General features: G+C 55.8%; 28 protein-coding genes and 2 riboswitches. Of the genes, 16 read left to right on the top strand and 12 right to left on the bottom strand.

Going from position 1 to position 26,103, the window contains the following annotated elements:
* Positions 1-35 precede the first annotated feature (35 nt).
* A complete protein-coding gene (gene dapD, locus M2118_RS01595) occupies positions 36-974 on the top strand; it encodes a 2,3,4,5-tetrahydropyridine-2,6-dicarboxylate N-succinyltransferase (protein WP_280794387.1) in 939 nt (312 codons plus the stop codon).
* Positions 975-993: 19 nt separating this feature from the next.
* On the opposite strand, the gene M2118_RS01590 is transcribed toward dapD, so the two are convergent.
* The gene (locus M2118_RS01590) at positions 994-2,037 is read right to left on the bottom strand and encodes a zinc-dependent alcohol dehydrogenase family protein (RefSeq protein ID WP_280794210.1); all 1,044 of its coding nucleotides are present in this window, start codon (positions 2,035-2,037) and stop codon (positions 994-996) included.
* Between the two features lie 101 nt (positions 2,038-2,138).
* On the opposite strand from M2118_RS01590, the gene M2118_RS01585 reads away from it, so the two are divergent.
* From M2118_RS01585 to M2118_RS01570, 4 genes are all read left to right on the top strand, one after another.
* Entirely contained in the window at positions 2,139-2,639 is a 501-nt protein-coding gene (locus M2118_RS01585; protein WP_280793939.1) for a helix-turn-helix domain-containing protein, read from the top strand.
* On the top strand, positions 2,609-3,490 hold the full coding sequence (locus M2118_RS01580; protein ID WP_280793938.1) for an IS3 family transposase: 882 nt from the start codon (positions 2,609-2,611) through the stop codon (positions 3,488-3,490). Before M2118_RS01585 ends, M2118_RS01580 begins: the two co-directional genes overlap by 31 nt.
* 317 nt (positions 3,491-3,807) lie before the next feature.
* A complete protein-coding gene (locus tag M2118_RS01575) occupies positions 3,808-4,389 on the top strand; it encodes a hypothetical protein (RefSeq protein ID WP_280794209.1) in 582 nt (193 codons plus the stop codon).
* A gap of 6 nt (positions 4,390-4,395) precedes the next feature.
* Positions 4,396-4,689 carry a hypothetical protein gene (locus tag M2118_RS01570; protein WP_280794208.1) on the top strand — a complete coding sequence of 98 codons (294 nt, stop codon included), beginning with the start codon at positions 4,396-4,398 and terminating at the stop codon, positions 4,687-4,689.
* A gap of 45 nt (positions 4,690-4,734) precedes the next feature.
* Here the strand turns inward: M2118_RS01570 and M2118_RS01565 are convergent, their stop codons facing one another.
* From M2118_RS01565 to M2118_RS01550, 4 genes are all read right to left on the bottom strand, one after another.
* Positions 4,735-6,042, bottom strand: coding sequence for a citrate synthase (locus tag M2118_RS01565; protein ID WP_280794207.1), 1,308 nt, complete (start codon positions 6,040-6,042; stop codon positions 4,735-4,737).
* Between the two features lie 102 nt (positions 6,043-6,144).
* Positions 6,145-7,248 carry a succinyldiaminopimelate transaminase gene (dapC, locus tag M2118_RS01560; RefSeq protein ID WP_280794206.1) on the bottom strand — a complete coding sequence of 368 codons (1,104 nt, stop codon included), beginning with the start codon at positions 7,246-7,248 and terminating at the stop codon, positions 6,145-6,147.
* Positions 7,249-7,253: 5 nt separating this feature from the next.
* Positions 7,254-7,571: a ferredoxin gene (gene fdxA / locus M2118_RS01555; RefSeq protein ID WP_280794205.1), complete on the bottom strand. Its 318-nt coding sequence runs from the start codon at positions 7,569-7,571 to the stop codon at positions 7,254-7,256.
* 40 nt (positions 7,572-7,611) lie between these two features.
* Positions 7,612-8,034 (bottom strand): hypothetical protein, encoded by a 423-nt coding sequence (locus tag M2118_RS01550; RefSeq protein WP_280794204.1) that lies wholly within the window; start codon positions 8,032-8,034, stop codon positions 7,612-7,614.
* A gap of 156 nt (positions 8,035-8,190) precedes the next feature.
* Here M2118_RS01550 and efeU point away from each other — a divergent pair, with 156 nt between their 5' ends.
* The gene (efeU, locus tag M2118_RS01545) at positions 8,191-9,006 is read left to right on the top strand and encodes an iron uptake transporter permease EfeU (protein ID WP_280794203.1); all 816 of its coding nucleotides are present in this window, start codon (positions 8,191-8,193) and stop codon (positions 9,004-9,006) included.
* 41 nt (positions 9,007-9,047) lie between these two features.
* Here the strand turns inward: efeU and typA are convergent, their stop codons facing one another.
* Positions 9,048-10,955: a translational GTPase TypA gene (gene typA, locus M2118_RS01540; protein WP_280794202.1), complete on the bottom strand. Its 1,908-nt coding sequence runs from the start codon at positions 10,953-10,955 to the stop codon at positions 9,048-9,050.
* Positions 10,956-11,103: 148 nt separating this feature from the next.
* Here typA and M2118_RS01535 point away from each other — a divergent pair, with 148 nt between their 5' ends.
* The 3 genes from M2118_RS01535 to M2118_RS01525 are packed head-to-tail and all read left to right on the top strand — an operon-like array spanning position 11,104 to position 13,139.
* The gene (locus M2118_RS01535) at positions 11,104-11,880 is read left to right on the top strand and encodes a CPBP family intramembrane glutamic endopeptidase (protein ID WP_280794201.1); all 777 of its coding nucleotides are present in this window, start codon (positions 11,104-11,106) and stop codon (positions 11,878-11,880) included.
* A gap of 46 nt (positions 11,881-11,926) precedes the next feature.
* Positions 11,927-12,484 (top strand): hypothetical protein, encoded by a 558-nt coding sequence (locus M2118_RS01530; protein ID WP_280794200.1) that lies wholly within the window; start codon positions 11,927-11,929, stop codon positions 12,482-12,484.
* A gap of 52 nt (positions 12,485-12,536) precedes the next feature.
* On the top strand, positions 12,537-13,139 hold the full coding sequence (locus M2118_RS01525; RefSeq protein WP_280794199.1) for a TetR/AcrR family transcriptional regulator: 603 nt from the start codon (positions 12,537-12,539) through the stop codon (positions 13,137-13,139).
* Here M2118_RS01525 and M2118_RS01520 read toward each other — a convergent pair.
* Positions 13,136-13,684, bottom strand: coding sequence for a cysteine hydrolase family protein (locus M2118_RS01520; RefSeq protein WP_280794198.1), 549 nt, complete (start codon positions 13,682-13,684; stop codon positions 13,136-13,138). The two genes, M2118_RS01525 and M2118_RS01520, sit on opposite strands and share 4 nt — an antisense overlap.
* 48 nt (positions 13,685-13,732) lie before the next feature.
* Here M2118_RS01520 and M2118_RS01515 point away from each other — a divergent pair, with 48 nt between their 5' ends.
* Together M2118_RS01515 and M2118_RS01510 are read left to right on the top strand one after the other, a co-directional pair.
* Positions 13,733-14,242: an XRE family transcriptional regulator gene (locus tag M2118_RS01515; protein ID WP_280794197.1), complete on the top strand. Its 510-nt coding sequence runs from the start codon at positions 13,733-13,735 to the stop codon at positions 14,240-14,242.
* Positions 14,239-14,583, top strand: coding sequence for a HepT-like ribonuclease domain-containing protein (locus M2118_RS01510; protein ID WP_280794196.1), 345 nt, complete (start codon positions 14,239-14,241; stop codon positions 14,581-14,583). The genes M2118_RS01515 and M2118_RS01510 overlap by 4 nt, the downstream gene beginning before the upstream one ends.
* 6 nt (positions 14,584-14,589) lie before the next feature.
* On the opposite strand, the gene gcvP is transcribed toward M2118_RS01510, so the two are convergent.
* The 3 genes from gcvP to gcvT form a co-directional block, all read right to left on the bottom strand.
* Positions 14,590-17,490, bottom strand: a complete 2,901-nt coding sequence (gcvP, locus tag M2118_RS01505) for an aminomethyl-transferring glycine dehydrogenase (RefSeq protein WP_280794195.1) — start codon at positions 17,488-17,490, stop codon at positions 14,590-14,592.
* 84 nt (positions 17,491-17,574) lie between these two features.
* A complete protein-coding gene (gene gcvH / locus M2118_RS01500) occupies positions 17,575-17,946 on the bottom strand; it encodes a glycine cleavage system protein GcvH (protein WP_280794194.1) in 372 nt (123 codons plus the stop codon).
* 2 nt (positions 17,947-17,948) lie between these two features.
* On the bottom strand, positions 17,949-19,088 hold the full coding sequence (gene gcvT / locus M2118_RS01495; RefSeq protein ID WP_280794193.1) for a glycine cleavage system aminomethyltransferase GcvT: 1,140 nt from the start codon (positions 19,086-19,088) through the stop codon (positions 17,949-17,951).
* Between the two features lie 35 nt (positions 19,089-19,123).
* Positions 19,124-19,221, bottom strand: a riboswitch (glycine riboswitch).
* Positions 19,222-19,313, bottom strand: a riboswitch (glycine riboswitch).
* Positions 19,314-19,515: 202 nt separating this feature from the next.
* On the opposite strand from gcvT, the gene M2118_RS01490 reads away from it, so the two are divergent.
* The 5 genes from M2118_RS01490 to M2118_RS01470 are packed head-to-tail and all read left to right on the top strand — an operon-like array spanning position 19,516 to position 25,090.
* Positions 19,516-20,244: an NUDIX hydrolase gene (locus M2118_RS01490; RefSeq protein ID WP_280794192.1), complete on the top strand. Its 729-nt coding sequence runs from the start codon at positions 19,516-19,518 to the stop codon at positions 20,242-20,244.
* Positions 20,241-21,527, top strand: coding sequence for a quinolinate synthase NadA (gene nadA, locus M2118_RS01485; RefSeq protein WP_280794191.1), 1,287 nt, complete (start codon positions 20,241-20,243; stop codon positions 21,525-21,527). Before M2118_RS01490 ends, nadA begins: the two co-directional genes overlap by 4 nt.
* Before the next feature lie 2 nt (positions 21,528-21,529).
* On the top strand, positions 21,530-23,068 hold the full coding sequence (nadB, locus tag M2118_RS01480; protein ID WP_280794190.1) for an L-aspartate oxidase: 1,539 nt from the start codon (positions 21,530-21,532) through the stop codon (positions 23,066-23,068).
* 3 nt (positions 23,069-23,071) lie between these two features.
* The gene (gene nadC / locus M2118_RS01475) at positions 23,072-23,926 is read left to right on the top strand and encodes a carboxylating nicotinate-nucleotide diphosphorylase (protein ID WP_280794189.1); all 855 of its coding nucleotides are present in this window, start codon (positions 23,072-23,074) and stop codon (positions 23,924-23,926) included.
* A 9-nt stretch (positions 23,927-23,935) separates the two neighbouring features.
* Positions 23,936-25,090, top strand: coding sequence for a cysteine desulfurase family protein (locus M2118_RS01470; protein ID WP_280794188.1), 1,155 nt, complete (start codon positions 23,936-23,938; stop codon positions 25,088-25,090).
* Here the strand turns inward: M2118_RS01470 and M2118_RS01465 are convergent, their stop codons facing one another.
* Together M2118_RS01465 and M2118_RS01460 are read right to left on the bottom strand one after the other, a co-directional pair.
* Positions 25,091-25,555, bottom strand: a complete 465-nt coding sequence (locus M2118_RS01465; protein ID WP_280794187.1) for an SRPBCC family protein — start codon at positions 25,553-25,555, stop codon at positions 25,091-25,093.
* Positions 25,556-25,573: 18 nt separating this feature from the next.
* Positions 25,574-26,095, bottom strand: coding sequence for an SOUL family heme-binding protein (locus tag M2118_RS01460; RefSeq protein WP_280794186.1), 522 nt, complete (start codon positions 26,093-26,095; stop codon positions 25,574-25,576).
* Positions 26,096-26,103 lie beyond the last annotated feature (8 nt).

The following is a 26,103-nucleotide window of genomic DNA, read 5'->3' as shown; positions in this document are numbered from 1 at the left end:
AAGTTTATCGCCGGTAACCTAGAGGCATGGTTTCTATGCAGACGAACACGCACGCTTGGGGTTATGGCCTGGCAACAATTGCCGGCGATGGCACGGTTCTTGACACCTGGTATCCCGCTCCCCAGCTGGGACAGCTGCCAGAAGGTCGCGACAAGTGGATCGTTCCTGCACAAATCGAAGACCTGGTCGGGGCAGACCCTCGTCGTAATGTCACCCTCGAAGCCGTCACCATTGAGATCAACCTCACCGAGGCTGCCAACGGTACTTCTGATGCTTATCTGCGCCTCCACCTGCTTTCCCACCTTTTGGTTCAGCCCAACACCATCAACTTAGATGGCATCTTTGGCCAGCTCCCTAACGTGGTCTGGACAAATGCAGGCCCCGTCCACCCCGAAGACTTCAGCAAACTGCGTCCTCTGCTTCTGCGTGCAGGCATTCAGGCTCAGGGAATCGATCGATTCCCCCGCCTGACCGACTACGTCATGCCTGAGCGCGTGCGCATCGCAGACGCATCACGCGTGCGCTTGGGTGCTTACCTCGCCCCTGGCACCGTCATCATGCACGAAGGCTTTGTGAACTTCAACGCAGGCACACTCGGCACCTCTATGGTTGAGGGCCGTATTTCTCAAGGTGTCGTCGTCGGCGATGGTTCAGACATCGGCGGTGGTGCCTCCATTATGGGCACTCTTTCCGGTGGTGGCACCGAGAAGGTCAGCATTGGTCAACGTTCACTGTTGGGAGCAAACTCTGGCATTGGTATCTCCATTGGAGATGACTGTGTGGTTGAGGCAGGGCTTTATGTGACCGCTGGCACCAAGGTGAACGTAATAGACGGTGAGAACACTACGGTACTCAAGGCCAAGGAGCTCTCAGGTGTGAACAATCTCTTGTTCCGCCGCAACTCCCTCACCGGTGCCGTTGAAGTCACCTCACGCACGGGCGTGGGCATCGTGCTGAACTCAGCACTTCACTAATCAACGAAAATTTTCAGCACTACGGCTGAATGATGGTGACACCAGGCTCAGTTCCTGTGCTCATCTGAGCAAGGGCTTCTGGCACAGCGTCCAGAGGGATTCTGTGGGTGATGAAGGTGCCGGGATCAATGATTCCGGCAGCAATATCTGCCAACATCTCGGGGTAGGCAGCTGCTGCCATTCCGTGAGAGCCCAGTACCTGGAGTTCTTTAGCAATAACCACGTGCATGGGCACCGTTGCCTTGTCGCCGATCTTGGCGGGCAAGAGCAAGCCAATCTGAACGTGACGGCCCTGAACGCGTAGGCTCTCAACCGCTGACTTGGCTGTGAAAATACTTCCCAGAGCATCAATAGAGACATCCACGCCGCCAGGAATCACACGGTGAATCGCTTCGACGACGTCCACTTCTGCAGCATTGAACACATGCGTAGCTCCCACCTGCGATGCAAGAGCAAGTGCCTCGTTGTTCACGTCAACTGCAACTACGGTTGCACCTGATGCGGCGGCAATCATGATTGCGGCCAGACCTATTCCGCCGCAGCCAAAGACAGCAACGGTTTCACCAGATTGAACCTCAGCAACGTGCTTGATGGCGCGGTAGCTTGTGGCAAAGCGACAGCCCAAGCTAGCTGCCACATCAAAAGAAACCTTGTCAGGGAGAACAACAGCGTTAAAGTCCGCGCGAGGAATAGCTACATACTCGGCATAGGTTCCCGGACCACTGAAACCTGGCTGCCACTGATCAGGGCACACCTGAGCATTCCCAGACTCACACCACGCACATTCTCCGCAGCCACAGACAAACGGAAAGACAACACGATCACCCACCTTGAGGGACGAAACTCCAGAGCCCACCTCGTGCACAACACCAGCAAACTCATGCCCTGGGACGTGTGGGAACACAGTGATGTCGGGATCATGTCCTTGCCACGCGTGCCAGTCGGAACGGCAGAGGCCTGCTGCTTTGACCTGAATAACTACTCCGTCAACAGGGGCTTTTGGGGTCTCTAGTTCTGCAACGTAAAGAGGCTCACCAAAGCCATCAAACTGCACTGCCTTCATAGCCACCACACTACCGGCGAGAAAAAGAAAGCCCCTCAGTGCACTGAACCCCAAATGTTGGACTCGTAATAGAGAGTCCTTAACAGGAGGGGTTCAGTCATATGGGCCAACAATCACCACATACGTCAGATATTCGACGTCAGGCTGCTGATCTTTTCAGTTCTGGCTTTGGCTATAAATCTGTTGCCTCTAAGCTTCGTATTTCTGTCACAACATCTCGGGTTTGGCGAGATAAACATGCCGCAGGAACGCTCCTAGGCTTGGGTGTTATGGGAAACAACACGTATCCAGTCGAGTTGAAGGTCGATGCGGTTGAGGCGTTTCTTGCTGGGTTGTCAACGACGGAAGTTGTTGCCCGTTTCAATATTTCGAATCGAAGTATTTTCAATAAATGGGTGGCGATTTATCGTGTTGATGGCCCGGCCGGATTACAACCAAAGCCAAAGGGCCGTCGAGCGAAGGTCGTTACTATTGGCCCGGAGACGCTGGAGGAAGAAGTTCTTAGACTGCGTCTGGAGGTTGCTGTTCTAAAAAAACAGGAGGCTCTAATGATCGAGGGCGATCCACGGTTTTGGGAAAAGCCGCCATCGTCGAATCATTAGAGCATGAGTTTCCGCGCATATTGTTGCTAGAAGCAGTGGGGTTATCTGCGTCTTCTTTCTACTATCACCGCAGCAAACCTGGCCGGGTTGATCACTACAGTCAGGCACGTTCACTGATTACGGGGAAGTATTCGGACGGCTTCTTTCGTGTTTATGGTTATCGCCGTATTCGTAATGATTTGGTGAATAAATATGGCATACGTATTAGTCACAAGACAGTGTTGAAGTTGATGCATGAAGAGGGACGTCTGAGTCTAATTCGGAAGAAGAAGCCGTATTCTTCTCACCGGGGCGAGCAGGGACACACGGCAGAGAATGTTGTCGCGAGGAACTTTGAAGCTTCTCTGCCTCAACGCAAGTGGGTCACGGACGTGACAGAGTTTTATGTGTTGGGGCAGAAGCAGTATTTGTCTCCCGTGGTTGATTTATTCAACCGTGAAGTCATCTCTTACGCCCTTGCCTCCACGCCAACGATGGGGTTAGTCACGGCAATGCTGGAGAGGGCCTTCACACGTCTTGAGCCGGGCAGCGGGTTGGTGATGCATTCGGATCAGGGATGGCATTACCGCCACCGTTCCTATCAACACGCTCTGGCTTCGAGGGGAATTATTCAGTCGATGTCTCGCAAGGGCAACTGTCATGACAATGCTGTTGCAGAGAACTTCTTCAGTCACTTCAAAGAAGAATTCTTAAGGCGGAACACGTTTTCAAGCATGGCCGAGTTCACGATGAAACTAGATCACTGGATTTACTGGTTCAACTATGAACGCACGCAAGAAAAGCTGAAGGGATTGAGTCCGGTTGACTACCGGACTCAATCCCTTACAGACTTAGAAACGACTCCCTATTAGCACTCCAACTTTTGGGGTTCAGTGCACAGTTGAGGGGTTTTCTTATCTGACTAGTTGAAGCCAGGAAGGTTACGCTGCTGCTCGCCAATGTAGAGCTGCTGTGGGCGACCAATCTTGGTCTGTGGGTCGATGTTCATGTTGGAAACCTCTGAAACCAAACTCAAAATTATCCACACGTTTTCGCACTGTGTTCGTAGTGTCCAATAGGAAGCAAAATGGCTCGGAGATAAAGCTCAGGATACTTACAGAAAAAGTTCAGGAATGTAAGAAATTATCATATTAGACGAAAAGTCTAAAACTACTTGAGGGGAAATGAAATGAAAAACGTATCAAAACAGTTCATGGCGAGCAAAGTATCTGCCGGGATAATCGCAGGAGCACTAGTCGCAGGTTTTGTTGCTTCACCTGCCTTTGCAACAGAGCAAACTGAGCCTTCAATCAATATTGAATCTTCAGAAATCAACGAAAACGTAAGTGGATTCAATCCAGCAGTAATTGCAGCTTGCAACATGGGGCTAGGGGACACCGTAGTTGCCGCTTACACCACGAGTGCTTTTGGACAAATTAAATTGCTGTGCGGTGATTCTGCATCCGGTTACGTTCACATCAGAACAGGGCATGCGGGTCAGTGGCAACAGATTATTGACGCTGTTGGAGAAGGTGGTGATTGGGACGATTTGATGAACTTTGCTGTTAAGCAGTCTTTGGCAGCGCCTGCTCCTGGCTATCCGCAAAATCTAGGAAGCGGCAAGTACTGTTATACGACTCCAATTTCTGTTTACAATTCCCGCGGACAACTAGTAAAGAATCTAAACCCTACGATTGTCATAAGTGCGAATAACCAGAAGGTAATTACAGCTTTCCCCACAACTTCGGCGCCGTCGTGTAACGCCTCATAAGGACAAATGATGAAAAGAGAATTGCTGCTCTGTGTTGATTACGGACAATTTTGGCCTCTCTCGGATATTTATTGGGACAACTCAGAAAAGCCTGCATGGGAACATCTGATTTCACCTGAGCTATATTCGAGGCTTGTGGCTTGGTCCGTATATTTCAATCAGTATGCAAACGAGGAAACAGGCATGTTTGGCTCTGAAAGCTATAGGAAATGGTTTGACCTCGAAGGGGTTTCGCTCTACAACGAGCTGAAAGAAGAAGTTGGAGAATTGTTTAATTTGAAACTCAAACTTTGGTTCTAATTCCAAAAAGGTGGCCACCCAATAGAGAGGCCACCTTTTTTGGTGTTAGTCGAAGCCAGGAAGGTTACGCTGCTGCTCGCCAATGTAGAGCTGCTGTGGGCGACCAATCTTGGTCTGTGGGTCGAGGTTCATCTCGCGCCAGTGACCGATCCAACCAGGCAGACGTCCCAGCGCGAAGAGCACCGTGAACATACGGGTGGGGAAACCCATTGCCTTGTAGATGACGCCGGTGTAGAAGTCGACGTTGGGGTAGAGCTTGCGCTCCTTGAAGTAGTCATCCTCGAGAGCAATACCCTCGAGCTCCTTGGCAATACCGAGCAGTGGGTCGTTCACACCGAGTGCTGCGAGAACCTCGTCTGCGGTGTCCTTGACCAGACGTGCACGAGGGTCGTAGTTCTTGTAAACGCGGTGTCCGAAGCCCATGAGGCGGACGCCGTCTTCCTTGTTCTTGACGCGCTCAACATACTTCGAAACGGAGTCTCCAGATTCCTGGATTTCACCCAGCATCGTGAGGACTGCTTCGTTTGCCCCACCGTGAAGTGGGCCGAAGAGGGCGTTGATGCCCGCAGAGACAGAAGCAAACATGTTTGCGTCGGTTGAACCAACCAAACGAACGGTCGAAGTGGACGCATTCTGTTCGTGGTCTGCGTGCAGGATGAGCAAGCGCTCAAGAGCGTTGACCACGACAGGGTTCTGAACGTAGGGCTCAGCCTTGTTACCGAAGGTCAGGCGCAGGAAGTTCTCCACATAGGAGAGAGAGTTGTCTGGGTAAAGACGAGCCTGACCGATGCTCTTCTTGTGCGCGTAAGCAGCCATGACGGGAAGCTTGGCCAAGAGGCGGTAGGTCGAAGTCTCGACCTGTTCAGCATTGTTGGGGTCGAGCGAGTCTTCGTAGTAGGTCGACAGCGCAGAGACACCGGCTGAAAGCACAGGCATGGGGTGTGCACGGCGAGGGAAGCCGGAGAAGAAGTCCTTGAGATCCTCGTGCAGCAGGGTGTGCATACGGATCTTGTCTTCGAAGTTTTCGTACTCGTTCTGAGTAGGGACTTCACCGTGAATCAAGAGGTATGCGGTCTGCAAGAAGTTGAGGTTTGTGGCCACCTGGTCGATGGGATAGCCGCGATAACGCAGAATTCCCTGCTCACCGTCGATGTAGGTGATTTTCGACTTGGTGGAAGCAGTATTTACGAAGCCATAGTCGAGTGCCGTCAGGCCAGTCTGCTTAGTCAGGGATGACAGGTCGATAGCAGGAGCACCCTCGGTGCCACGTAATACCGGAAGATCGATTGTCTTTCCGCCATAGGTCAGCGATACGACGTCGCCTGTGGGCACTGAATTAGTGGCTTCAGTCACGAAGACTCCTTATGGAAACTGTCTGGGTGAACGGGTTACGAAAAGCTCCGAAAAGTCGGAATTCCCCGATTTCTTCAAGCCTATTGGCAAAAAGTGGAGTTATTACACACTCAAAAGTCGGCGAGCAGCCTCAGCGATACGCTCGTCCGTCTCTGTCAATGACAGGCGAACATGCTGGGGATAGAAATCACCATAGAAAACACCTGGACCTGCAATGATTCCGAGACCTGCGAGCTTGTCAATCGACGCCCATGCATCTACGCCTTCAGTAACCCACAGATATAAACCTGCTTCGCTGTGGTCGAGGCGGTAGCCTGCAGAATTCAGTGCAGGGATGAGTAGTTCACGGCGAGCGCGGTAAAGCTCCTTCTGGGCAGCGACGTGGGAGTCATCAGCCAAGGCTGCAACCATGGCGGCCTGGACGGGGCCTGGTTGCATCATGCCGGCATGCTTACGAATGTTGGTGAGCTGAGCAATCAGCGCAGGATCTCCAGCCACAAACGCGGCACGGTATCCAGCCAGGTTGGACTGCTTGCTCAACGAGTACGCAGTAAGGATTCCCGTGAGGTCTCCCCCAGTAACTTCTGGATCGAGCAGCGAGGGAATAGGTTCGTTTTCCCAACGACCTGTCCATCCGAGTTCGGCGTAGCATTCGTCGCCCACGATGTAGGCGCCGAGTTCACGTGCACGATCGACTCGTGCTTTGAGCTCTGCCTTGTCCAGCACACGTCCATCGGGGTTTCCCGGGCTGTTGAGCCACACCAGCTTGGTGTTCTCTGGCCATTCGGCGGGATCATCAGAAGGGAACGGGGTGGCTTCGGCCATCCGTGCCCCGATGTCATAGGTGGGGTAGGCAGCGGTGGGGTGAACCACGACATCGCCTGGGCCCAGGCGCAGCATGAAGGGCAGCCACGCCACGAATTCTTTGGACCCGATGGTGGGCAAGACGTTCTCCACGCCAAGCCCTGCCACACCGCGGCGACGAGCAAACCATTCAACGACGGCATCGCGCAGTGCAGGGGTTCCCATGGTGGTGGGATAGGCGTGAGAGTCTGTGGCCTTGGCCAACGCATCACGGATAACCGCGGGGGTGGGATCTACCGGTGAACCAATAGAGAGATCAATGGCACCGCCAGGGTGAGCTTTCGCCTTCGCCACATAGGGCGCCATGGCGTCCCAGGGATATTCGGGCAGCTCAGTGAGCATGAAACTTAGGCCTGGGGAGGAAGAACGGAGACAACGGGGTGGTCACCCTTGATGACGCCGACCTTGGCCGCTCCACCGGGAGAACCAATTTCCTGGAAGAACTCGACGTTGGCCTTGTAGTAGTCAGCCCACTGTTCAGGAAGGTCATCTTCGTAGTAAATGGCTTCGACGGGGCAGACAGGTTCACATGCACCGCAGTCGACACACTCGTCGGGGTGGATGTAGAGCATGCGGTCGCCTTCGTAGATGCAGTCCACGGGGCATTCGTCAATGCATGCACGGTCCTTGACGTCTACACATGGCAGGGCAATGACGTAGGTCAACTTGGTACTCCTTCAAGGAACGGGCTTTACTCACACAAGTTTATGCGGTTACGGCAGTGCCTTTGTCCGCGCCACGGCTTCGCTGGGGCAAGCGTGGCCATGCCACCACAATCGTGGCGATCAAGGTGGGCGCAATGGCCCAGATCATGCCCCAAAGATTGTTGGGAATCAGCACGGAACCACCGGTGCTCTGCTGGCTGAGCACAAAGACCATGGCGACGAGTCCCAGAGCGGCGGCAAGAACTACAAGGCGGTCTTCAACAACCATGCGTAGCCCCACCAAGAATCCGGTCACCACGATAATGCTGAGGATCAAACCCCATGGCACATCAACTCCGGCGATAGTGACCACACTTTGGTGAACCACGGTGGTAATCGATCCGACTAACAGCCCCATCAGGAGAGCTCCAGCACTCAAGAGCAAGCGAGTGGAAACGGTTCGGCGTTCTGCTGATTCGGGCATTCCCCCAGTGTATCTAGCCATAAATCGTTTGTATCCGTATGATTATTTCCACTGGGTGAATCACTTCACCTTGACGAGGTTAGGTAATCCTTACTAAGGTAAACCTAAGTTAGGCAACCCTAACTAAATCTTCCACAAGAAAGAAAAGTGCGCTTCATGCTTGCAAACTTGCTCATCGGTCTCCGCGAAGGCCTCGAAGCTGCACTCATTATCGGCATCCTCGCCGCGTACTTGATCAAGATTGATCGTCGCGATGCACTCCCCAAGATGTGGCTGGGTGTGGGAATAGCCGCACTGATCTCCACCATCGTCGGCATCATGCTCGGCACGGGAGTCGCTCAGCTCGAGGGTCCGCCTGAAGAAATCCTCGCAGGATCGCTGTCCTTCCTGGCCGTCGCCCTGGTCACCTGGATGGTGTTCTGGATGGCCAAAACTGCCCGTAACCTCAAAGGCCACCTTGAGTCCGACATCGACAAGAACCTCGCTGGCAACGGCTGGGGCTTGATGTTCGTTGCATTCCTGGCTGTGGGCCGCGAAGGTATTGAAACCGCACTGTTCATTTGGGCTGCTGCGACCGCAACTGGTGAGCGCATCCTGCCCACCATCGGTGCAGTTGTGGGCTTGGGTGTTGCCGCCCTTCTGGGCTGGCTCATCTTCAAGGGCATGGTTCGCTTGAACCTCTCCAAGTTCTTCACCTGGTCCGGTGCATTCCTCATCATCGTGGCTGCAGGTGTCCTCAGCTACGGCATTCACGAATGGCAAGAAGCGGGCCTTCTTCTCGGAGATGCCGACAAGGCATTCAATGTGTCCGCTGCTATCCCTGCCGATAGCTGGTACGGCGTCATCCTCCGCGGAACCATCGGCTTCACCCCCGAAATGTCGTGGCTACAGGTCGCAGGCTGGATCGGCTTTGCTGCCATCGTCTTGACGCTGTTCCTGCGCCAGATGAAAGCGAAAACCCCCGCCAAGTAAGGCGAGGGTTTTCGAAGTAGTTCTTCTGTAGAAGAGAACGATTACTCGTTCTGCTTCTTCAAGCGGCTGGTCGTACGTGCACGAGCATTGGAGTCCAGCTCCACCTTGCGAATACGAACGTGCTCAGGGGTAACCTCAACACACTCATCTTCACGAGCGAACTCGAGGCACTCTTCCAGGGTGAGCTTGCGTGACGGGGTCATGCGCTCGAAGCTGTCAGAAGTGGACTGACGCATGTTGGTCAGCTGCTTTTCCTTGGTGATGTTGACGTCCATGTCCTCGGCGCGTGAGTTCTCGCCGACAACCATGCCTTCATACACTTCCTGGGTTGGCTCCACGAAGAAGCTCATACGCTCCTGCAGGGCAACCATGGCGAATGGGGTGGCAACACCAGCGCGGTCAGCAACGATCGAACCGTTGGTGCGGGTCACAATCGAACCAGCCCATGCTTCGTAACCGTGAGAGACAGCGTTAGCAATACCAGCACCACGGGTGATGGTCATGAACTCGGTGCGGAAACCAATCAGACCACGTGAAGGAACGATGAATTCCATACGAACCCAGCCGGTGCCGTGGTTAGTCATGGACTCCATGCGACCCTTGCGAGCGGCAAGAAGCTGAGTAACAGCACCGAGGTATTCCTCAGGTGCGTCAATGGTGAGGTGCTCGAAAGGCTCGTGAACCTTGCCGTCGACCTTCTTGGTCACTACCTGTGGCTTACCCACGGTGAGCTCGAAGCCTTCGCGACGCATGTTCTCAACCAGGATGGCCAGAGCAAGTTCACCACGGCCCTGGATTTCCCAGGCGTCGGGGCGACCGATGTCGACCAGCTTGATGGAGACGTTACCGACGAGCTCGCGGTCCAGACGGTCCTTGACCATACGGGCGGTGAGCTTGTGGCCCTTGACCTTGCCGATGATGGGCGAGGTGTTGGTACCAATGGTCATCGAGATCGCAGGGTCGTCCACGGTGATGGTGGGCAAGGGGCGAACATCATTGGGGTCAGCAATGGTTTCACCAATGGTGATGTCTTCAATACCGGCGATAGCGACGATGTCACCAGGGCCTGCAGTGTCAGTGGGGAAGCGCTCAAGAGCCTTGGTGATGAGGAGCTCAGTGATCTTCACGTTGGCAACGGTGCCATCGTTCTTGACCCAGGCAACCTGCTGGCCCTTCTTGATGTTTCCGTTGAAGATACGCAGGAGTGCAAGACGACCGAGGAATGGCGACGCATCCAAGTTGGTCACGTGAGCCTGCAGGGGGTGCTCGTCATCGAAAGAAGGAGCAGGAACGTGCTTGAGAATGGCTTCGAATAAAGGTTCGAGGTCATCGTTATCTGGCAGTGAGCCATTTTCAGGCTTGTTGTGGCTGGCAGCACCGGCACGGCCCGAAGCATAGACAACAGGAACGTCGAGGATCGAGTCCAGGTCGAGGTCAGGAACGTCATCAGCCATGTCAGAAGCAAGACCCAACAGCAGGTCCTGGCTTTCGCCGACAACCTCGTCGATGCGCGCATCGGGACGGTCGGTCTTGTTGACGAGAAGAATAACGGGAAGCTTTGCTTCCAGTGCCTTACGCAGAACGAAGCGGGTCTGAGGAAGAGGACCCTCAGATGCGTCAACGAGAAGAACAACGCCGTCCACCATGGATAGACCGCGCTCAACCTCGCCACCGAAGTCGGCGTGGCCAGGGGTGTCAATCACGTTGATGATGATGGGACCGTCAGTGGCGTGCTTGCCCTCGTAAGAAACAGATGTGTTCTTCGCGAGGATGGTGATGCCCTTTTCGCGTTCGAGGTCATTGGAGTCCATCATGCGGTCTTCGCCAGCAAAGTGGGCGTCGAACGAGTTGGTCTGCTTGAGCATCGCGTCAACGAGCGTGGTCTTACCGTGGTCAACGTGGGCAACGATTGCAACGTTGCGACGGTCTGAGCGGAGGGCGTGCGCCATGAAAAATCCTCTCGATGACCGAACATGGTCATCGTTGGTTAGAAGTGATTGCCCGACAAAGTAAAACCAGCGGCACCACAGGTGTGCAATGCCGGGTAAATCGAGCATTCTAAGCATACCGTAGGCATCTCTAACTAGGCTTATCGGCGTGACCGAGTGGACTCAGAAACAACAGCGTGCCCGCAGCTGGCTAGAGATCGCCATTGTGTTGGGGCTCTCCCTAGGGTCTTCCGCGGTGTACTCCATGGTTTCTCTGATCCGCAAGCTCTCCCAGACCGAAGCACTCAACGCACAGAAGGCCGTGATCAATCAGCCCCTGGCTGACCAGCCCGTGTTCGACCTGATCTATCAGCTGCTGGGCATCTTCTTTGGACTAGTTCCCGTTGTGTTGGTTTTCTGGCTCTTGGCAAAGCCGGGAAAGAGTGCGTTCACCCAGCTGGGCTTTGACTTCACAAAACCAGGAAAAGATCTTCTCCGCGGCTTCGGCCTTGCAGCACTCATTGGCATACCTGGACTGGGTCTTTACCTCGTGGGCAATGCCCTTGGCATTACCGTCACGATCGTGCCCACCGCACTGGACACACACTGGTGGACAATTCCGGTGTTGGTGCTGGCTGCATTACGTGCGGCACTGGTGGAAGAGCTCATTGTGGTGGGTTACCTGTTCACCCGCCTGCGTGAGTTCGGCTGGAAGACCTGGCACATCATCCTCACCTCAGCCGCATTACGAGGCAGTTACCACCTCTATCAAGGCTTCGGACCATTTGTGGGCAACTTTGTGATGGGAGTTGTCTTTGGGCTTGCCTATCAACGCTGGGGCCGCACGATGCCGCTGGTCATTGCTCACTGGATCTTGGATATCGTCTCTTTCACCGGCTATGCCGTGGTGAAAACAGTGGCTCCCGGATTCCTCCCCGGCACCTAAGCCATTCACAGCGTTCACATAACAAACTCTCGGTAGGGTTGTAGCTATGTCTAAGCGCTTTATTGGTGCGACTTTGGTCGCCCTTCTGATCACGGCAGTGCTTTCTGCCTGCAGCATCACTGATAACAAAAACCTCTCAGGTAACGCTGCAAGAAATGCAGCGACTGCCGTAGTGGAAAATTCCGTGAAGAAGTTTGACACTGAGGGTGGCACCGAAACCCTCTCTGTTGCAGAAAAAGAGTTCGTTCTGATCTTTGACCCCAGTGCGCCCAAGGGCAAGCAGGTCGTCACCTCGAACCTGGCCGATAAGACAACCCCTACTTTCGATGACGCAAAGTCCATTTCCATCATTGCGTTGCAGAAGCTTTTAGGCTCTGAAACTTTTGCTGACGCCGAGTTCAAACTCAGCGACAACATTTTCAAAATCACCGGAAATAACTTCACCATTGAGCTTCACACCAAGGATGACTTGGTCATGACCTCGGTGATTTCTGGCAAGGCAACCGGCATCAATGTTCCCCAAATTGTGGTGAGCTCATACGGCCTCAGCGCGGAAGCAAAGAAGCTCTTTGAATCTGCCGTTGAAGCTGCTCCAGCTCAGTAGTAAATACCTTTAGTCCAGTAATTTCTCGGCATAAAAATCAATAGAATTAGCTATGGCCAAATCCTCACACCCCACCCGTGATCGCCTCATCGCGACCATGGTGGAACTGCTTGATGGGTCCGATCCTGAGCACATCACTGCCGACCAAGTCCTCTCCGCTTCTGGCGTTTCTAAGGGTTCGCTCTACCACCACTTCGAAGACTTTGAAGATCTTCTCGAAGCAGCACTGATTGCGCGCTTTAGCGTCAATGTCGATGCCACCATCGATGCACTTTCTCAGATGTTGGCAACCGTCAACTCACGCGATGATTTACTGGCAGCTCTTCGTGAAATCAACGTCTATAACCAAGACCAAGCTCGTTCGAGCTTCCGCCTTGAACGTGCTCGCGCTGCCGGATTGACCTTTAGCAGCCCTCGTTTCCATGATGCACTGGGCGCAGAACAGCAACGCCTCACAGACGCTTTCACGGACTTGTTCATCGAAGCCCAAAACAAGGGCTGGATGTCCACCGGAGTGGATGCTCGTGCCGCAGCCGTCTTTGTTCAGGCTTACACCGTCGGCCGCGTTGTCGACGATATCGCGCCTGAGAAGGTTGATCCCACTGCATGGATTAACCTCGTCATGCACGTTGTTGACAAGGCCATTCTGAACTAGTTGGCCAGCACCTCTGCGGTTGAACGAACCGTGGCAAATTCACCGTGCAGGTTTGCGCCGGTTACCCGCGCTATCTCTGCAGCGGGGATGACATTCCCCTCAACATCTTTTTTGTCATTGCAGTGAGTTGCGTCGAGGACGAACGTGACGTCGTAACCTAAGTTTCCAGCCATACGAGCTGTCGTTTCGCAGCAGTGATTGGTTGTAATGCCGCAGATGGTGACGGCGTCGATGCCAGATTTCTTCAGCCACGCATTCAGATCTGGTGTGCCATAGAACGCAGAGTTCACCTGCTTTGAAATCAGGAGGTCATGGGCTCCGTCAATACCCGGCTTGAAGTCATTGCCCAACTGCCCGGGCCGCAACGGCGAGTTGGGTCCCACGGAATCGTGACGAACCAACACAACAGGCTGGCCTTCCGAACGCCACTTCGTCAGAAGCGCACGAATGTTGTCTTCGCAGGCGAGGTTGTTTCGCGGTCCCCAGTAATCCAGCTGGTCAAAACCTTGCTGGACATCAATCACGATAAGTGCGTTCTTGGTCATACACACAGGTTACTACCCCGATATATATCAATTTTGATATAATTCAATATGGCCGTTTCCGCACTCATTTCCGAAGCTCGGCTGCAGAGCGGACTCACACAATCAGAGTTAGCTATGCGCGCGGGCACATCACAAGCGACCTTGAGTAAATACGAGTCAGGCGAAGCAGTCCCCACTCTGGTGACATTGGAAAGAATCCTGGCAGCAGCTGGTGCCACGCTTGAGCTCACAACAACCAGTTCTCCCCGCCACCTTGATGTTCGCCGAGGAGTGATGGCCCTGGTTCAGGCCAAAAGAAAGCAGATTATCGAGATCCTCGCCGGTTTTGACATGTTCAACCCGGCGGTATTTGGTTCCGTTGCCCGCGGTGAAGAAACAGAAACCTCTGACATCGACATCATGGTTGATTTTGACGCGAGAAAGTATGGCTTGATGCCCTTGCTTGAAGCTTCCGATGCCCTTCAAGAAATCCTTTTTCAACAGATTGACGTTGCCCCCCGTTCTGTCCTCGCTGAGCATGTAGCTTTACACGCTCACCGAGAGGCAGTTCCCTTATGACCCGAAGCGACGAACAACGTATTCGCGACATCCTGAAAGCCATCCAGTCGATCCACAGAAGCAAAGCATTACTTGAGAAACATTCTGAGGATCATGAAATTGAAGAGACAGTGTTGGCCGCCGTCACTTTTCAACTATTCATCATTGGTGAAGCGGTGAAGTCTCTCAGCGCTATTCAAAGAGAGACGTTGCCAGAGGTTCCCTGGAGCAAAATAATGCGTCAGCGCGACCTCATTGGGCACCACTACTTCACCGTAGATGCGGGAATGATTTGGGAAACATTAGATAAGCCTCTCAAACAGCTTCATACTGCTTTGAAGGGCTTATCAATTCAAGATTGAGAAATGTTAGTTCTCAAACGCCTCGGGCGGAGGGCACGAGCACACCAGGTTACGGTCACCATAAGCATTGTCAATACGACGAACAGGTGGCCAGTACTTGCTGCGCACGCGCATGGTGCGGGTAGCAGCATCGAGGCCATCTGCATAGGGGTAGGCAGCCTTCTCGCGAGAGTATGGGTGGTTCCACTCCCCTGCGATGGATGCTGCGGTGTGAGGAGCATTGTGCAGAGGGTTGTCCTCAGCAGGCCACTCGCCAGCAAGCACCGCGTCCGCTTCAGCCTTGATGGTGATCATGGCGTTGATGAAACGCTCAATCTCATCGAGGTCTTCAGACTCAGTGGGCTCAATCATGAGCGTTCCTGCAACAGGGAAGCTCATGGTGGGCGCGTGGAAACCGAAGTCCACCAGACGCTTAGCCACGTCATCCACACTCACACCGGTGAGGTCAGTGAGGGGACGCAGGTCAAGGATGCACTCGTGTGCAACCAGGCCGTTCTCTCCGGTGTAGAGGGTGGGGTAGTACTCAGCGAGACGCTTGGAAATGTAGTTCGCAGCGAGAACAGCAGAAGCTGTCGCGTCGCGAATACCCTGCTCACCCATCATGCGGACATAAGCCCAAGAGATAGGAAGAATGCTGGGCGAACCATACGGAGCAGCTGAGATCTGAGCGCCGTCGTGAGTCACGGTGGACACGGTGTCGCCTTCGACCAACACGTGGTGAGGGTTCTGGATAGCAAAGTGTCCAGGCAGGTAAGGAGCAAGGTGTGCCTTGGCTGCGACGGGGCCCACACCGGGACCGCCACCACCGTGAGGGATGCAGAAGGTCTTGTGCAGGTTCAGGTGGGAGACGTCGCCGCCGAAGTCACCGAAGCGCGCAAAGCCAGTCATGGCGTTGAGGTTGGCACCATCAACGTAAACCTGACCACCCGCAGCGTGAACTGCAGCGGTGATGTCGGGTACTGCGTGCTCGTAGACACCGTGAGTAGAGGGGTAGGTGATCATGAGAGCAGCAAGAGTGTCACCGTGCTCAGCAATCTTGGCACGCAGGTCATCGAGGTCCACGTTTCCGACCTCGTCACAGGCGATGACGACAACGCTCATGCCGGCAAGAACGGCAGAAGCTGCGTTGGTGCCGTGAGCACTGGAAGGGATCAAGCAGACGGTGCGCTGAGTGTCACCGTTAGCCAAGTGGTAACCACGAATAGCCATCAGACCAGCAAGCTCACCCTGGCTACCTGCGTTGGGCTGGAGAGAAACGGTGTTGTAGCCGGTGAGGTCAACAAGCCACTTCTCGAGCTGAGCGATCAGTTCGATGTAACCGCCGACGTCTTCTTTAGGCGCGAATGGGTGCAGGCCACCAAACTCAGGCCAGGTCACTGCTTCCATCTCGGTAGCAGCGTTGAGCTTCATGGTGCAGGAGCCCAGTGGGATCATGCCGCGGTCGAGTGCGTAGTCAAAGTCAGCAAGGCGCTTGAGGTAGCGCATCATGCTGGTTTCACTGCGGTGCGTGTTGAACACGGGGTGCTCAAGGTAGGCCGAGGTGCGCACCAGCGTGGCAGGAACTGCAGAGGCCACTACCTGGTAAGCAGCATCTGCGCCGAAGAAGCCAGCGACGGCTTCAACCTCACCAGGGGTGGTGGTCTCATCGACCGAGATGGTGATGCTGTCGGCATCTACCTGGTTGAGCAGGAAGCCACCTGCCTTAGCTGCCGCAGTAATAGCCGCTGCCTTGCCGGGAACGCTGACATGGATGGTGTCGAAGAAGTTGTCGTGGGTGACAGTGACACCGCCGGCGCGAAGAATCGCTGCCAGTGCGGTGGCACGTTCGTGGACCTCAGTGGCGATTTCTTTCAGACCCTCAGGGCCGTGGTAAACCGCATACATACCGGCCATCACTGCAAGCAGTACCTGGGCAGTACAGATGTTCGACGTCGCCTTGTCACGACGAATGTGCTGCTCACGTGCCTGCAGAGTCAGACGGTAAGCAGGCTCACCATTGGCATCGAGCGAGACGCCGACCAGTCGGCCAGGCATGCTGCGCTCAAGTCCTGCGCGCACGGCAAGGTAGCCCGCGTGTGGACCACCAAAGCCCATGGGAACACCGAAGCGCTGTGAGGAGCCCACCGCAACATCAGCACCAAGCTCAGCAGGAGAAGTAATCAGAGTGAGGGCAAGCAGGTCAGCAGCCACGATAGTAATCGCACCAGCTGCCTTAGCCTTTTCGATAACAGCGCTGGGGTCCCAGATCTGACCGTTGGCGCCGGGGTATTGGATGAGCACACCGAAAGCATTAGGAAGCTCAGCTCCAGCAGCGAGATCGAGTTCCACAACCTCGATGCCGACAGCCTGGACACGGCCCGCAATGAGGCTCTTGGTCTGAGCAAGCGTGTTGGTGTCCACGACGAACACATTGGAGTCCACTTTGGAGGAGCGACGAGCCAACAGCATGGCTTCCACTGCAGAGGTGCTCTCATCGAGCATCGAACCGTTCGCGGTGGAGAGACCGGTGAGGTCGGTGACCATGGTTTGGAAGTTAATGATTGCTTCCAGACGACCCTGGGAAATCTCAGGCTGGTAGGGCGTGTATGCCGTGTACCAGCTGGGGTTCTCCAGCACGTTGCGCTTGATCACCGCAGGAGTGATGGTGTCGTAGTAGCCCTGACCAATGAGAGAGCGACGCAGAGTGTTCTTCGATGCCAGTTCACGAAGTTCCGCAATCGTCTCGCGCTCAGTAGCGGGCTCAGGGAGCAGAGATGAGCCAGCAGCACGGAACTGGTCGACGTGAATCGACTCAGGGATCGCAGCCTCGATGAGGTGCTCGATGCTGTCATATCCCAGCTGCTTCAGCATCTGGGCTTGGGCGGCAGAGTCAGTTCCGATGTGACGGTTGACGAACGCGTTCGACATGCTTGTTTCCTTGACGGGTTGGGGGCATTACTAAAAGGGGTGGGGCAGGAGCTACCTCACGGTAGCGACGAGGGTTGTAGAGAACTACTCGCCTGTGAGTGCGGTGTAGGCGTCAGCGTCCAGCAGTGCTGGAACGTCAGCAAAGCTCACCTTGATGAGCCAGCCGGCACCGAAAGGATCCTCGTTGACGAGCTCAGGGCTCGAGACAACAGCGTCGTTGACTTCGGTCACGGTTCCGGTGACGGGAGCGTAGAGCTCACCAACCGACTTGGTGGACTCGATCTCGCCGACAACGGTGCCTGCGGTGATGGCAGCGCCGACCTTGGGCAGCTCAACATAGACAACATCGCCGAGCTTCTCAGCGGCGTAGGCGGTGATGCCCACGGTTGCGTTGTCGCCGTCGACAAGCAGCCACTCGTGTTCTTCGGTGTACTTCAGGTTGGTGGGGTTAGCCATGGTTAGTTCTTCTTTCTGCTGTATAAGGGGAGAGCGGTGACGGTATAGGGAAGACGGGTTCCGCGGATGTCGACATCCACGACGGTGCCCAGCTCGGAGACCGAAGGGTCAACGAATGCCATGGCAATGGGGTATTCCAGTGTGGGCGACAGGGCACCAGAGGTGACCACACCCACCTTGTTCTCGCCGGAGTAAATCTCGTAGTCAGCACGGGCAGCACGCTTGCCTTCGCCGACGAGACCAACCAGAACGGGAGCATCTGCAGAGACGCCCTTCTCAGACGCTGCGCGTCCGACGAAGTCGCCTTCCTTGGAGAGAGCAACAACCTTGCCCAGGCCAGCCTGAACAGGTGCGGTGGTGAGGTTAAGCTCGTGGCCGTAGAGAGGCATTCCCGCTTCGAGGCGCAGAGTGTCGCGGCAAGCCAGACCGGTAGGAACCAGTCCACGGCTTTCACCGGCAGCCATGAGTGAATTCCACAGAACTGCAGCGTGCTGAACATCTACATAGAGTTCGAAGCCGTCTTCACCGGTGTAGCCGGTGCGACCAATCAGCGCGGGGTTACCTAAGAAAGTGGCGGGAAGCGACCAGTAGTACTTGAGGGCCTCAAGAGTGGGCTCGGGGCGTTCGGCAGCTTCTGCGGCGAGCTCCAGCCCTACGGTGTGCTTGAGAATCTCGAGAGCGTTGGGACCCTGCACAGCAATCAGTGCAGTGGCGTCGCTCTCGTCCTTGACGTTGACGTCAAAGCCGGTGGTGCGGTGGTTGAGTGCCTCAACAGCGGGGAAACGGTTACCTGCGTTAGCAACGACCAACCAGTGCTGCTCACCGAGGCGGTACACCACGAGGTCATCAATGATGCCGCCGGCTTCATTGAGAAGTAGAGAGTACTTGGCCTGGCCGATGTTGATGGCAGAGAGCTTGCCTGCCAGCGCGTAGTCAAGGAAGGCACCAGCTTCTGGGCCGGTGACGGAGATCTCAGCCATGTGGGAGATGTCGAAGATCCCGGCGGCGGTGCGCACTGCGTGGTGCTCAGCCAGATCGCTGTCGTAGCGCACGGGCATCATGAAGCCAGCGAAGTCGGTGAAGCTGGCGCCGAGTGCTTCATGCACCGCGTGCAGGGGTGAGTATCGAGGTGAGTCAGACATTGAGTTCTCCTTCGGTCAAGAAACCTTTGAGTGGGAACTCCCCCTCTGTCATTGGTGCCTGAGAGCTTCACTGCAGTTGCAGCTTTCACCGTGGGCGAGATGTTTTTATTCAACATCTTCTTTTCAGAGTGGTCCGTCCGATGCGGTACGCGTACCTGAGAGATTGTCGGGGAGGATTGCTCCTTCGGTGTTCACCTCGAAAGTGAACTCTCCCGCATCGATCGCTAGACCTCGATATTCAGTTAGTACGACAAGTCTACGGGCGAGAGCACCCATATTCATCACGGTATTACCTGTGAATGGGCGCTTTCTGAAAAGTTACTTCAAGTCGGGGTTGAAGGTAGAAAACTGTCATTGCACTTCGAGTCAGACTGACACTAAGATAATGACAACTTAGAGTCATTCTGACTCTTACAAAGTAGGGGCAATGTCAACAGCTGAAAGTCAGGTCGCACTCGCCGTATCCACGGTGATCTTTGCGCTGCGCCCCTCAGCATCTGGTGAGCCCGAACTTGTCCTCCCCCTCGTTCGCCGTATCCGTGAACCTTATGAAGGACAGTGGGCCCTCCCCGGCGGCCCTCTCAACCTCCACGAAGATCTCGCTGAAGCTGCATCACGTACTCTGCTGGAAACCACGGCCCTTGAGCCCCGCTATCTCGAGCAGCTCTACGCCTTCGGCCAGCTTGACCGCTCCCCCGATGACCGCGTGGTCTCGATTGTGTATTGGGCGCTTGTTGCTGGCGACGAAGCAGACCGCGCCATTCAGAGTGAGAACGTGCAGTGGTTCACCGCCGACGATCTTCCCGAGCTTGCCTTCGACCACAACCTCATCGTGGACTACGCGCTCTGGCGGCTTCGCACCAAGCTCGAGTACTCCCGCATTGCGCACGGCTTCCTGGGTGAAACGTTCACCCTGGCTCAGCTGCGTGAGGTCTACGAAGTGGTGCTTCGCAAACCCGTCGACCCCGGCAACTTCCGCCGGATGGTGGAAGCTTCCGGCACCGTGGTTGCCACCGGCGAGCGCCTGGCCGGAACACCCCACCGTCCACCCCAGCTCTATCGCTACAACACCTCCATTGACCTCACGGACCACGGTCCGCTTTCCCGCTTGAGTGCGCCCCGCACCCTGGCCTCCACCCGAGGAGAACACAGATGAAAACGACCGCCTCGGTCAACGACCGTATTCAACTCATTGCTTCCGGCAAGAGTGACGAGAGCACCTGCTCCCCCGCACTAGCCAAGGGTCCGTGGGAATTCGACAAGGGCACCCCGGGCTATGGCCCGGGTGCCTCCATGGGGGACGTCATTCCTACGGGCTCTCCCGTGCAGGGTGGTCTGCCCGAGGAATACAAGACCGCGACCAACGACGAGCTCCACGCGCGCATCCGCGCCGCGAAGGAAACGCTCGGGGACCGCGTCGTGATTTTGGGTCACTTCTATCAGCGCGATGAAATCGTGCAGCACGCCGACTACCTGGGTGACTCCTTCCAACTGGCCGTTGCCGCGAAGGGTCGCCCCGAAGCAGAAGCCATTGTGTTCTGCGGCGTTCACTTCATGGCTGAGACGGCTGACATTCTCTCGAACGATAACCAGAAGGTGATCCTGCCTAACCTTGCAGCAGGCTGCTCCATGGCAGACATGGCGGACATTGACTCGGTGACCCAGTGCTGGGAACAGCTCGAAGAGCTTTATGGCACAGAACCTGATGAACACGGACGCGTTCCTGTCATCCCTGTCACCTATATGAACTCCTCTGCAGCTCTCAAGGGCTTCTGCGGTGAACACGGCGGCATTGTCTGCACGTCATCTAACGCAGCAACAGTGCTGGAGTGGGCTTTCGAGCGCGGTCAGCGCGTCCTGTTCTTCCCCGACCAGCACTTGGGCCGCAACACCGCGAAGGCCATGGGTATCCCGGTTGAGCAAATGCCCCTGTGGTGGGGACGTAAGCCTCTCGGTGGAAACTCGGAAGAAGATCTCACCGACGCCAAGGTCATTCTCTGGAACGGCTTCTGCTCAGTTCACAAGCGCTTCACGGTAGAGCAGATCGACAAGGCTCGTGCCGAGCACCCTGGCGTGCGCGTCATCGTCCACCCCGAAAGCCCTATGGCTGTCGTGGACGCTTCAGACGAATATGGTTCCACCGACTACATCCGCAAGGCAGTGGAAGCCGCAACCGAGCCAACCACTTTCGCTATCGGTACCGAGATCAACATGGTGCAACGCCTAGCTGCTCAGCACCCTGAACACACCATCTTCTGCCTGGACCCTGTGGTCTGCCCGTGCTCGACGATGTATCGAATCCACCCCGGCTACCTCGCCTGGGTTCTTGAGCGTCTTGTCGCCGGTGAAGTAGTGAACCAGATCACCGTGGACGAGTCAGTCGCTGAACCTGCGCGCGTAGCACTGGAGAGGATGTTGGCTGCCAAGCCAGCGAACTAACCATGGCCAAAATTGTTGTGATCGGCAGCGGCGTCGCAGGACTTGTCGCCGCTGTTGAGGCGAGCCGAAATCACGAGGTCATTCTCGTGACGAAGGCGAACCTGGCCGAAAGCAACACACACTATGCCCAAGGTGGCATTGCTGCCGTGGTGGCAAACGACGACACTGTTGCAGAACATGTCGCCGACACGATCTTTGCGGGAGCCGGCATGTGCTGGGAACCTGCCGTGGAGGTCCTCTGCGCCGAAGGTCCAGGTCGCATCAACGACCTGGTGAACTTCGGTGTGGAATTCGACCGCAAGGGTGCCGACTTTGCTATGGGCTTAGAAGCAGCCCACTCGCACGCAAGAATTCTTCACGCCGGCGGCGACGCCACCGGCGCCATCACAAGTAACACCCTGGTGGAAACTGTTCGCCAAACCGCAACAGAAATTCGTGAATACACGTTCGTGGCCGAAATCGTCGTGGACAACGAACATGTCACTGGAGTCCAGGTGCTGGATGCCGACGGCATGCACTTTATTGCCGCCGACGCCGTCATCCTGGCCAGCGGTGGAGCAGGTCAGCTCTATCGCCACACCACCAACCCCACCGTCACCACGGGTGACGGTGTTGCGGCAGCATTCCGCGCAGGAGCTGAATTAGCTGATGTGGAGTTCTACCAATTCCACCCCACAGCCCTGGCCGTTCCCGGCTCTTTCCTCATCTCTGAAGCTGTGCGTGGTGAAGGTGCCGTGTTGATTGACGCCAACGGCGAGCGCTTTATGCAGAAGATCCACCCACTTGCAGAACTTGCTCCGAGAGATGTGGTTGCCCGCGGTATTCAGCGCACCATGATTGAGCAGGGTGGTCAACCTGTTCTTCTGGATGCCACAGCTTTGGGTAGTGACTTCTTGGCGCAGCGCTTCCCCAGCATTACCAAGGCCTGCCGCTCTTATGGCCTGAACTGGGGTCGTGACCCCATTCCCGTAACCCCGGCTGCGCACTACTGGATGGGCGGCATTGCGACCGACACATTCGGTCGCACCTCCATCCCCGGCCTCTATGCCGTGGGGGAAGTTGCCTGCACCGGTGCTCACGGCGCTAACCGCCTGGCTTCAAACTCCCTGCTGGAAAGCATTGTCTTTGCTCACCGCGCCGTTGAAGCGCTCGGTGAACCATGGCCCACCAATGCACCGAGCGTGCGCTGGGCGAATGCAGCTCCTTTGGCTGAGCTTGAACTTCTCGAACCTGATCACACCTCCACTGCTCAGGTTGTGGACCGCGTGGAGCTGCAGACATTGATGTGGGACAGCGTCGGACTTGCCCGCACCAAGTCAGAGTTGGATAGTGCCCTGACCCAACTCCACTCGTGGCGTCCTGCGGACCCAGCCCACCGCCTCTTCCCCGACTGGGAAGATGCCAACTTGTTGTTGCTTGCCCGCACGGTGACCGAAGCGGCACTGGCCCGTGAAGAATCACGCGGAGGGCACTACCGCCTGGACTTCCCCGATACCGACCCGGCGAAAGCTCGCCCCATCACGCTGGTTCGAAAGGCGTAATCCATGCTGGATAAAGAAACCATTGACCGGGTTGTCACTGAAGCCCTGCACGAAGATGCTCCCACTGGCGACATCACGTCCTTGCTGGCTATCACGGAAGATGCCACTGCGACTGCGGTGTTGGCAGCGCGTGAACCAGGGACCTTCTCAGGTGCTGAGGTATTCGAGGCAGCCTTCCACCTGACTGATCACCGCATCACTGTTGAGCTTCTCAAGAAAGACGGCGACCGTTTTGTTCCTGGGGATGAGCTTGCCCGTGTCTCTGGCCCTGCCCGGGGCATCCTCACGGCAGAGCGCATTGGCTTGAACTTCACTCAGCGTATGAGTGGCATTGCCACCTTGACCGCGACCTACGTGGACGCCATCAAGGGAACCGGCGCAACTATCCTCGACACCCGCAAGACCACCCCCAACCTGCGTGCTTTCGAGCGCCACGCCGTTGTGTGCGGTGGCGGAACAAACCACCGCCTCAACCTCTCCACCGCGTTCATGGCCAAAGACAACCACCTTGCGGTGTTGTTAGCTGGAGGCAAGGACCTCACCACCGAACTTCAGCGGGTGAAGAACGAACTTCCTGCAGGTGTGAACTTTGAGGTGGAAGTGGATCGCCTCGACCAGATTGAACCCGTCATTGCCGGTGGCGTGGACATCATCATGCTGGATAACTTCTCTCTTGCCGATCTCAAGACTGGTGTTGCTCAGGTTGCTGGCCGTGCAGTGGTTGAAGCCAGTGGTGGTGTGAACTTAGACACAGTGCGAGCTATTGCTGAGACCGGCGTGGATGTCATCTCAGTTGGAGCGTTGACGCACTCCGCTCGCGCTCTGGATCTCGGTCTCGACGTCACGATTGACGCCTAAGCAAACATCATGATTTACCTCGACAACGCCGCGACCACTCCCGTTGTTCCTGCTGCACTCGAGGCTGCCTGGCCCTGGCTTACTGCAGAGTTTGGAAACCCGTCCAGCACTCACGAATTGGGCCTGAGAGCGAAGAACGCGCTCGAGGGTGCCCGCTCGCGCATTGCTGCCTGGCTGGATTGCCCAGCCAGTGACCTTATTTTCACGTCCGGTGGCACCGAAGGAGACAACCTAGCCATTACGGGGCTGGCCATGGCGAACCCACGGGGCAAGCACATCATTTCCGCCAGAACAGAACATGAGGCAGTACTCGAAACCTTAGGTTTCCTAGAGCGCGTGCACGGTTTCGAGATCACGTGGCTCACTGTTGATTACCACGGCAACATCGACCTTGCAGAGTTGAACTCTGCCCTGCGCTCCGACACCACACTCGTCACCCTGATGCTGGCGAATAACGAGATTGGCACCACACACCCGCTTCCCCAGATTATCGAGGCGGCTCATGCCGTGGGTGCTCTCGTGCACACCGATGCCGTCCAGGCAGCTGGCTGGTTCGACCTCCGAGTGGGGAAGAACGGCACTCTGGTTTCTAGTGTTGATGCACTCACGATCTCCGGCCACAAGCTCGGAGCCCCCAAAGGTTCAGGCGTGACCTACATTCGTGGGCGCCTGGCCGTGGAGCCAGTGCTCCACGGGGGCGGCCAAGAATTCGGTCGCCGTTCAGGTACTGAGAATGTCGCTTGGGCTGCTGCTTTGGCTACCGCAGTGGATGCTCTTAGTGAGAGTGACTCTGAAGCACTACGTATCAGCGCACTGCGAGATGAATTCATTTCGCAGGTGTTGACTACTGTCCCACAGGCAGTACTCACTGGTAACCCTGTTGACCGCCACCCCGCTATTGCCAGTTTCACTTTCGCTGGCCTCAACGGAGAAACCTTGCTGCTTGAGCTGGAACAGCGTGGTGTGATCGTTTCCAGCGGTTCAGCCTGCGCAGCAGGGAGCAATGACCCGTCCCACGTGCTCATTGCATGCGGAATAGTGCCTGATATTGCTCAGGCTTCTGTGCGATTTAGCTTCAGCCACAGCACCACGGCAGAAGAGCTCAACGTTGCTGCGAGCGCTCTCACTGACGCTGTTGCCAGCGTAAGTGGCTTGGGGCGTTAGTTACTTCTGAGCCTGGGCTTCGATGAGAGCCTTGAGCGAACCGAGACCATCGGCGAAGTTCTTGCTCATCATCTTGTCGAACTTGAACAGAGCGTTCATGAGCTGACCGCCGAAGCCACGCTCGCCACCCAGGAACCAGGTCACGGTGGTGACACCATCGGCCTCGGTGATGAGGTATTCGCTGAGTGCCTTGTCCTTGCCATTGAAGTCCATGTCGAATGCGATCTTGTAGGGCTTGGTGCACACGGTCATGGTCATAGAACCAGAGCCAATGCGCTTGCCCTTCCAGGAATAGACCGAGCCCACACCAGAAGCAGGGGTAGAGATAGTGCTGACCAGGCTGGGGTCCATGGCGCTAAAGGGAGACCATGCTTCGAGCTGGTTGAGGTCATTGAGCACGTCGAAGACCGTGTCGATAGGGGCGTTGATGTCTTCAGAAACTTGCAGGCTGTAAGGCTTGGGCATGCTGACAAGTTTAGGCGTTTAGCTCTGGGTAGGCTCCAGCGCGAGGAGAACTTCATTGCGCTTCAAAAACCAAGGTTTCCAGGGAGGATCAAAGCGGGCGTAGTAGACATTGCCCACGGGATTGAGACCTGCTTCGTGAACCTTCTTCTGCAAGAGTTCCCCATTTTCTTGGAAACGGTCACCGTTCCAACCACCACCGAATTTCATCACAGCTGCGTCATGGGCTGACACGTGTTTGGTTGAGACGCGGGCGTTAGAGGGCAGCGGAACATCTGCGATGGTCATACCTGCAGGAAGAACAAAAGAAACAGTGTGGGTTTCCTCACCACGGGTTTCCTGCAGCACTGGCGCCGTCATGGCGAACTTCTTGCCCACCACGTTGTTGCCAGAGATGTAACTCACGAGGGGGCCGAAGGCCACGTTTCCTGCACGCATAAAGTCACCGGTGACATCAACTTGGACCAAGACATAGTCCGGGTAGTGGCGCACCTCGAAACCGTCATACTTCCTCAAGACGGTGTAGGGCTGCTCTTCAGTCATGACCTGAG

It is taken from the genome of Aurantimicrobium minutum, assembly GCF_029892845.1.
Classification (GTDB): domain Bacteria; phylum Actinomycetota; class Actinomycetes; order Actinomycetales; family Microbacteriaceae; genus Aurantimicrobium; species Aurantimicrobium minutum_B.
Note: the sequence above shows the minus strand (reverse complement) of the source record. Positions and strands in the feature narration are given on the sequence as shown.

Bases quoted from the DNA above. Each gene is read 5' to 3' on its own strand.
- M2118_RS01550 (WP_280794204.1), bottom strand. From the start codon at position 8,034: ATGCCCGAATCAGCAGAACGCCGAACCGTTTCCACTCGCTTGCTCTTG.
- M2118_RS01585 (WP_280793939.1), top strand. From the start codon at position 2,139: ATGGGCCAACAATCACCACATACGTCAGATATTCGACGTCAGGCTGCT.
- nadA (WP_280794191.1), top strand. From the start codon at position 20,241: ATGAAAACGACCGCCTCGGTCAACGACCGTATTCAACTCATTGCTTCC.
- M2118_RS01590 (WP_280794210.1), bottom strand. From the start codon at position 2,037: ATGAAGGCAGTGCAGTTTGATGGCTTTGGTGAGCCTCTTTACGTTGCA.
- M2118_RS01470 (WP_280794188.1), top strand. From the start codon at position 23,936: ATGATTTACCTCGACAACGCCGCGACCACTCCCGTTGTTCCTGCTGCA.
- gcvH (WP_280794194.1), bottom strand. From the start codon at position 17,946: ATGGCTAACCCCACCAACCTGAAGTACACCGAAGAACACGAGTGGCTG.
- nadC (WP_280794189.1), top strand. From the start codon at position 23,072: ATGCTGGATAAAGAAACCATTGACCGGGTTGTCACTGAAGCCCTGCAC.
- nadB (WP_280794190.1), top strand. From the start codon at position 21,530: ATGGCCAAAATTGTTGTGATCGGCAGCGGCGTCGCAGGACTTGTCGCC.
- M2118_RS01525 (WP_280794199.1), top strand. From the start codon at position 12,537: ATGGCCAAATCCTCACACCCCACCCGTGATCGCCTCATCGCGACCATG.
- M2118_RS01510 (WP_280794196.1), top strand. From the start codon at position 14,239: ATGACCCGAAGCGACGAACAACGTATTCGCGACATCCTGAAAGCCATC.
- dapD (WP_280794387.1), top strand. From the start codon at position 36: ATGCAGACGAACACGCACGCTTGGGGTTATGGCCTGGCAACAATTGCC.
- M2118_RS01465 (WP_280794187.1), bottom strand. From the start codon at position 25,555: ATGCCCAAGCCTTACAGCCTGCAAGTTTCTGAAGACATCAACGCCCCT.
- M2118_RS01530 (WP_280794200.1), top strand. From the start codon at position 11,927: ATGTCTAAGCGCTTTATTGGTGCGACTTTGGTCGCCCTTCTGATCACG.
- M2118_RS01460 (WP_280794186.1), bottom strand. From the start codon at position 26,095: ATGACTGAAGAGCAGCCCTACACCGTCTTGAGGAAGTATGACGGTTTC.
- efeU (WP_280794203.1), top strand. From the start codon at position 8,191: ATGCTTGCAAACTTGCTCATCGGTCTCCGCGAAGGCCTCGAAGCTGCA.
- M2118_RS01515 (WP_280794197.1), top strand. From the start codon at position 13,733: ATGGCCGTTTCCGCACTCATTTCCGAAGCTCGGCTGCAGAGCGGACTC.
- gcvP (WP_280794195.1), bottom strand. From the start codon at position 17,490: ATGTCGAACGCGTTCGTCAACCGTCACATCGGAACTGACTCTGCCGCC.
- M2118_RS01520 (WP_280794198.1), bottom strand. From the start codon at position 13,684: ATGACCAAGAACGCACTTATCGTGATTGATGTCCAGCAAGGTTTTGAC.
- typA (WP_280794202.1), bottom strand. From the start codon at position 10,955: ATGGCGCACGCCCTCCGCTCAGACCGTCGCAACGTTGCAATCGTTGCC.
- dapC (WP_280794206.1), bottom strand. From the start codon at position 7,248: ATGCTCACTGAGCTGCCCGAATATCCCTGGGACGCCATGGCGCCCTAT.
- M2118_RS01490 (WP_280794192.1), top strand. From the start codon at position 19,516: ATGTCAACAGCTGAAAGTCAGGTCGCACTCGCCGTATCCACGGTGATC.
- gcvT (WP_280794193.1), bottom strand. From the start codon at position 19,088: ATGTCTGACTCACCTCGATACTCACCCCTGCACGCGGTGCATGAAGCA.
- M2118_RS01575 (WP_280794209.1), top strand. From the start codon at position 3,808: ATGAAAAACGTATCAAAACAGTTCATGGCGAGCAAAGTATCTGCCGGG.
- M2118_RS01570 (WP_280794208.1), top strand. From the start codon at position 4,396: ATGATGAAAAGAGAATTGCTGCTCTGTGTTGATTACGGACAATTTTGG.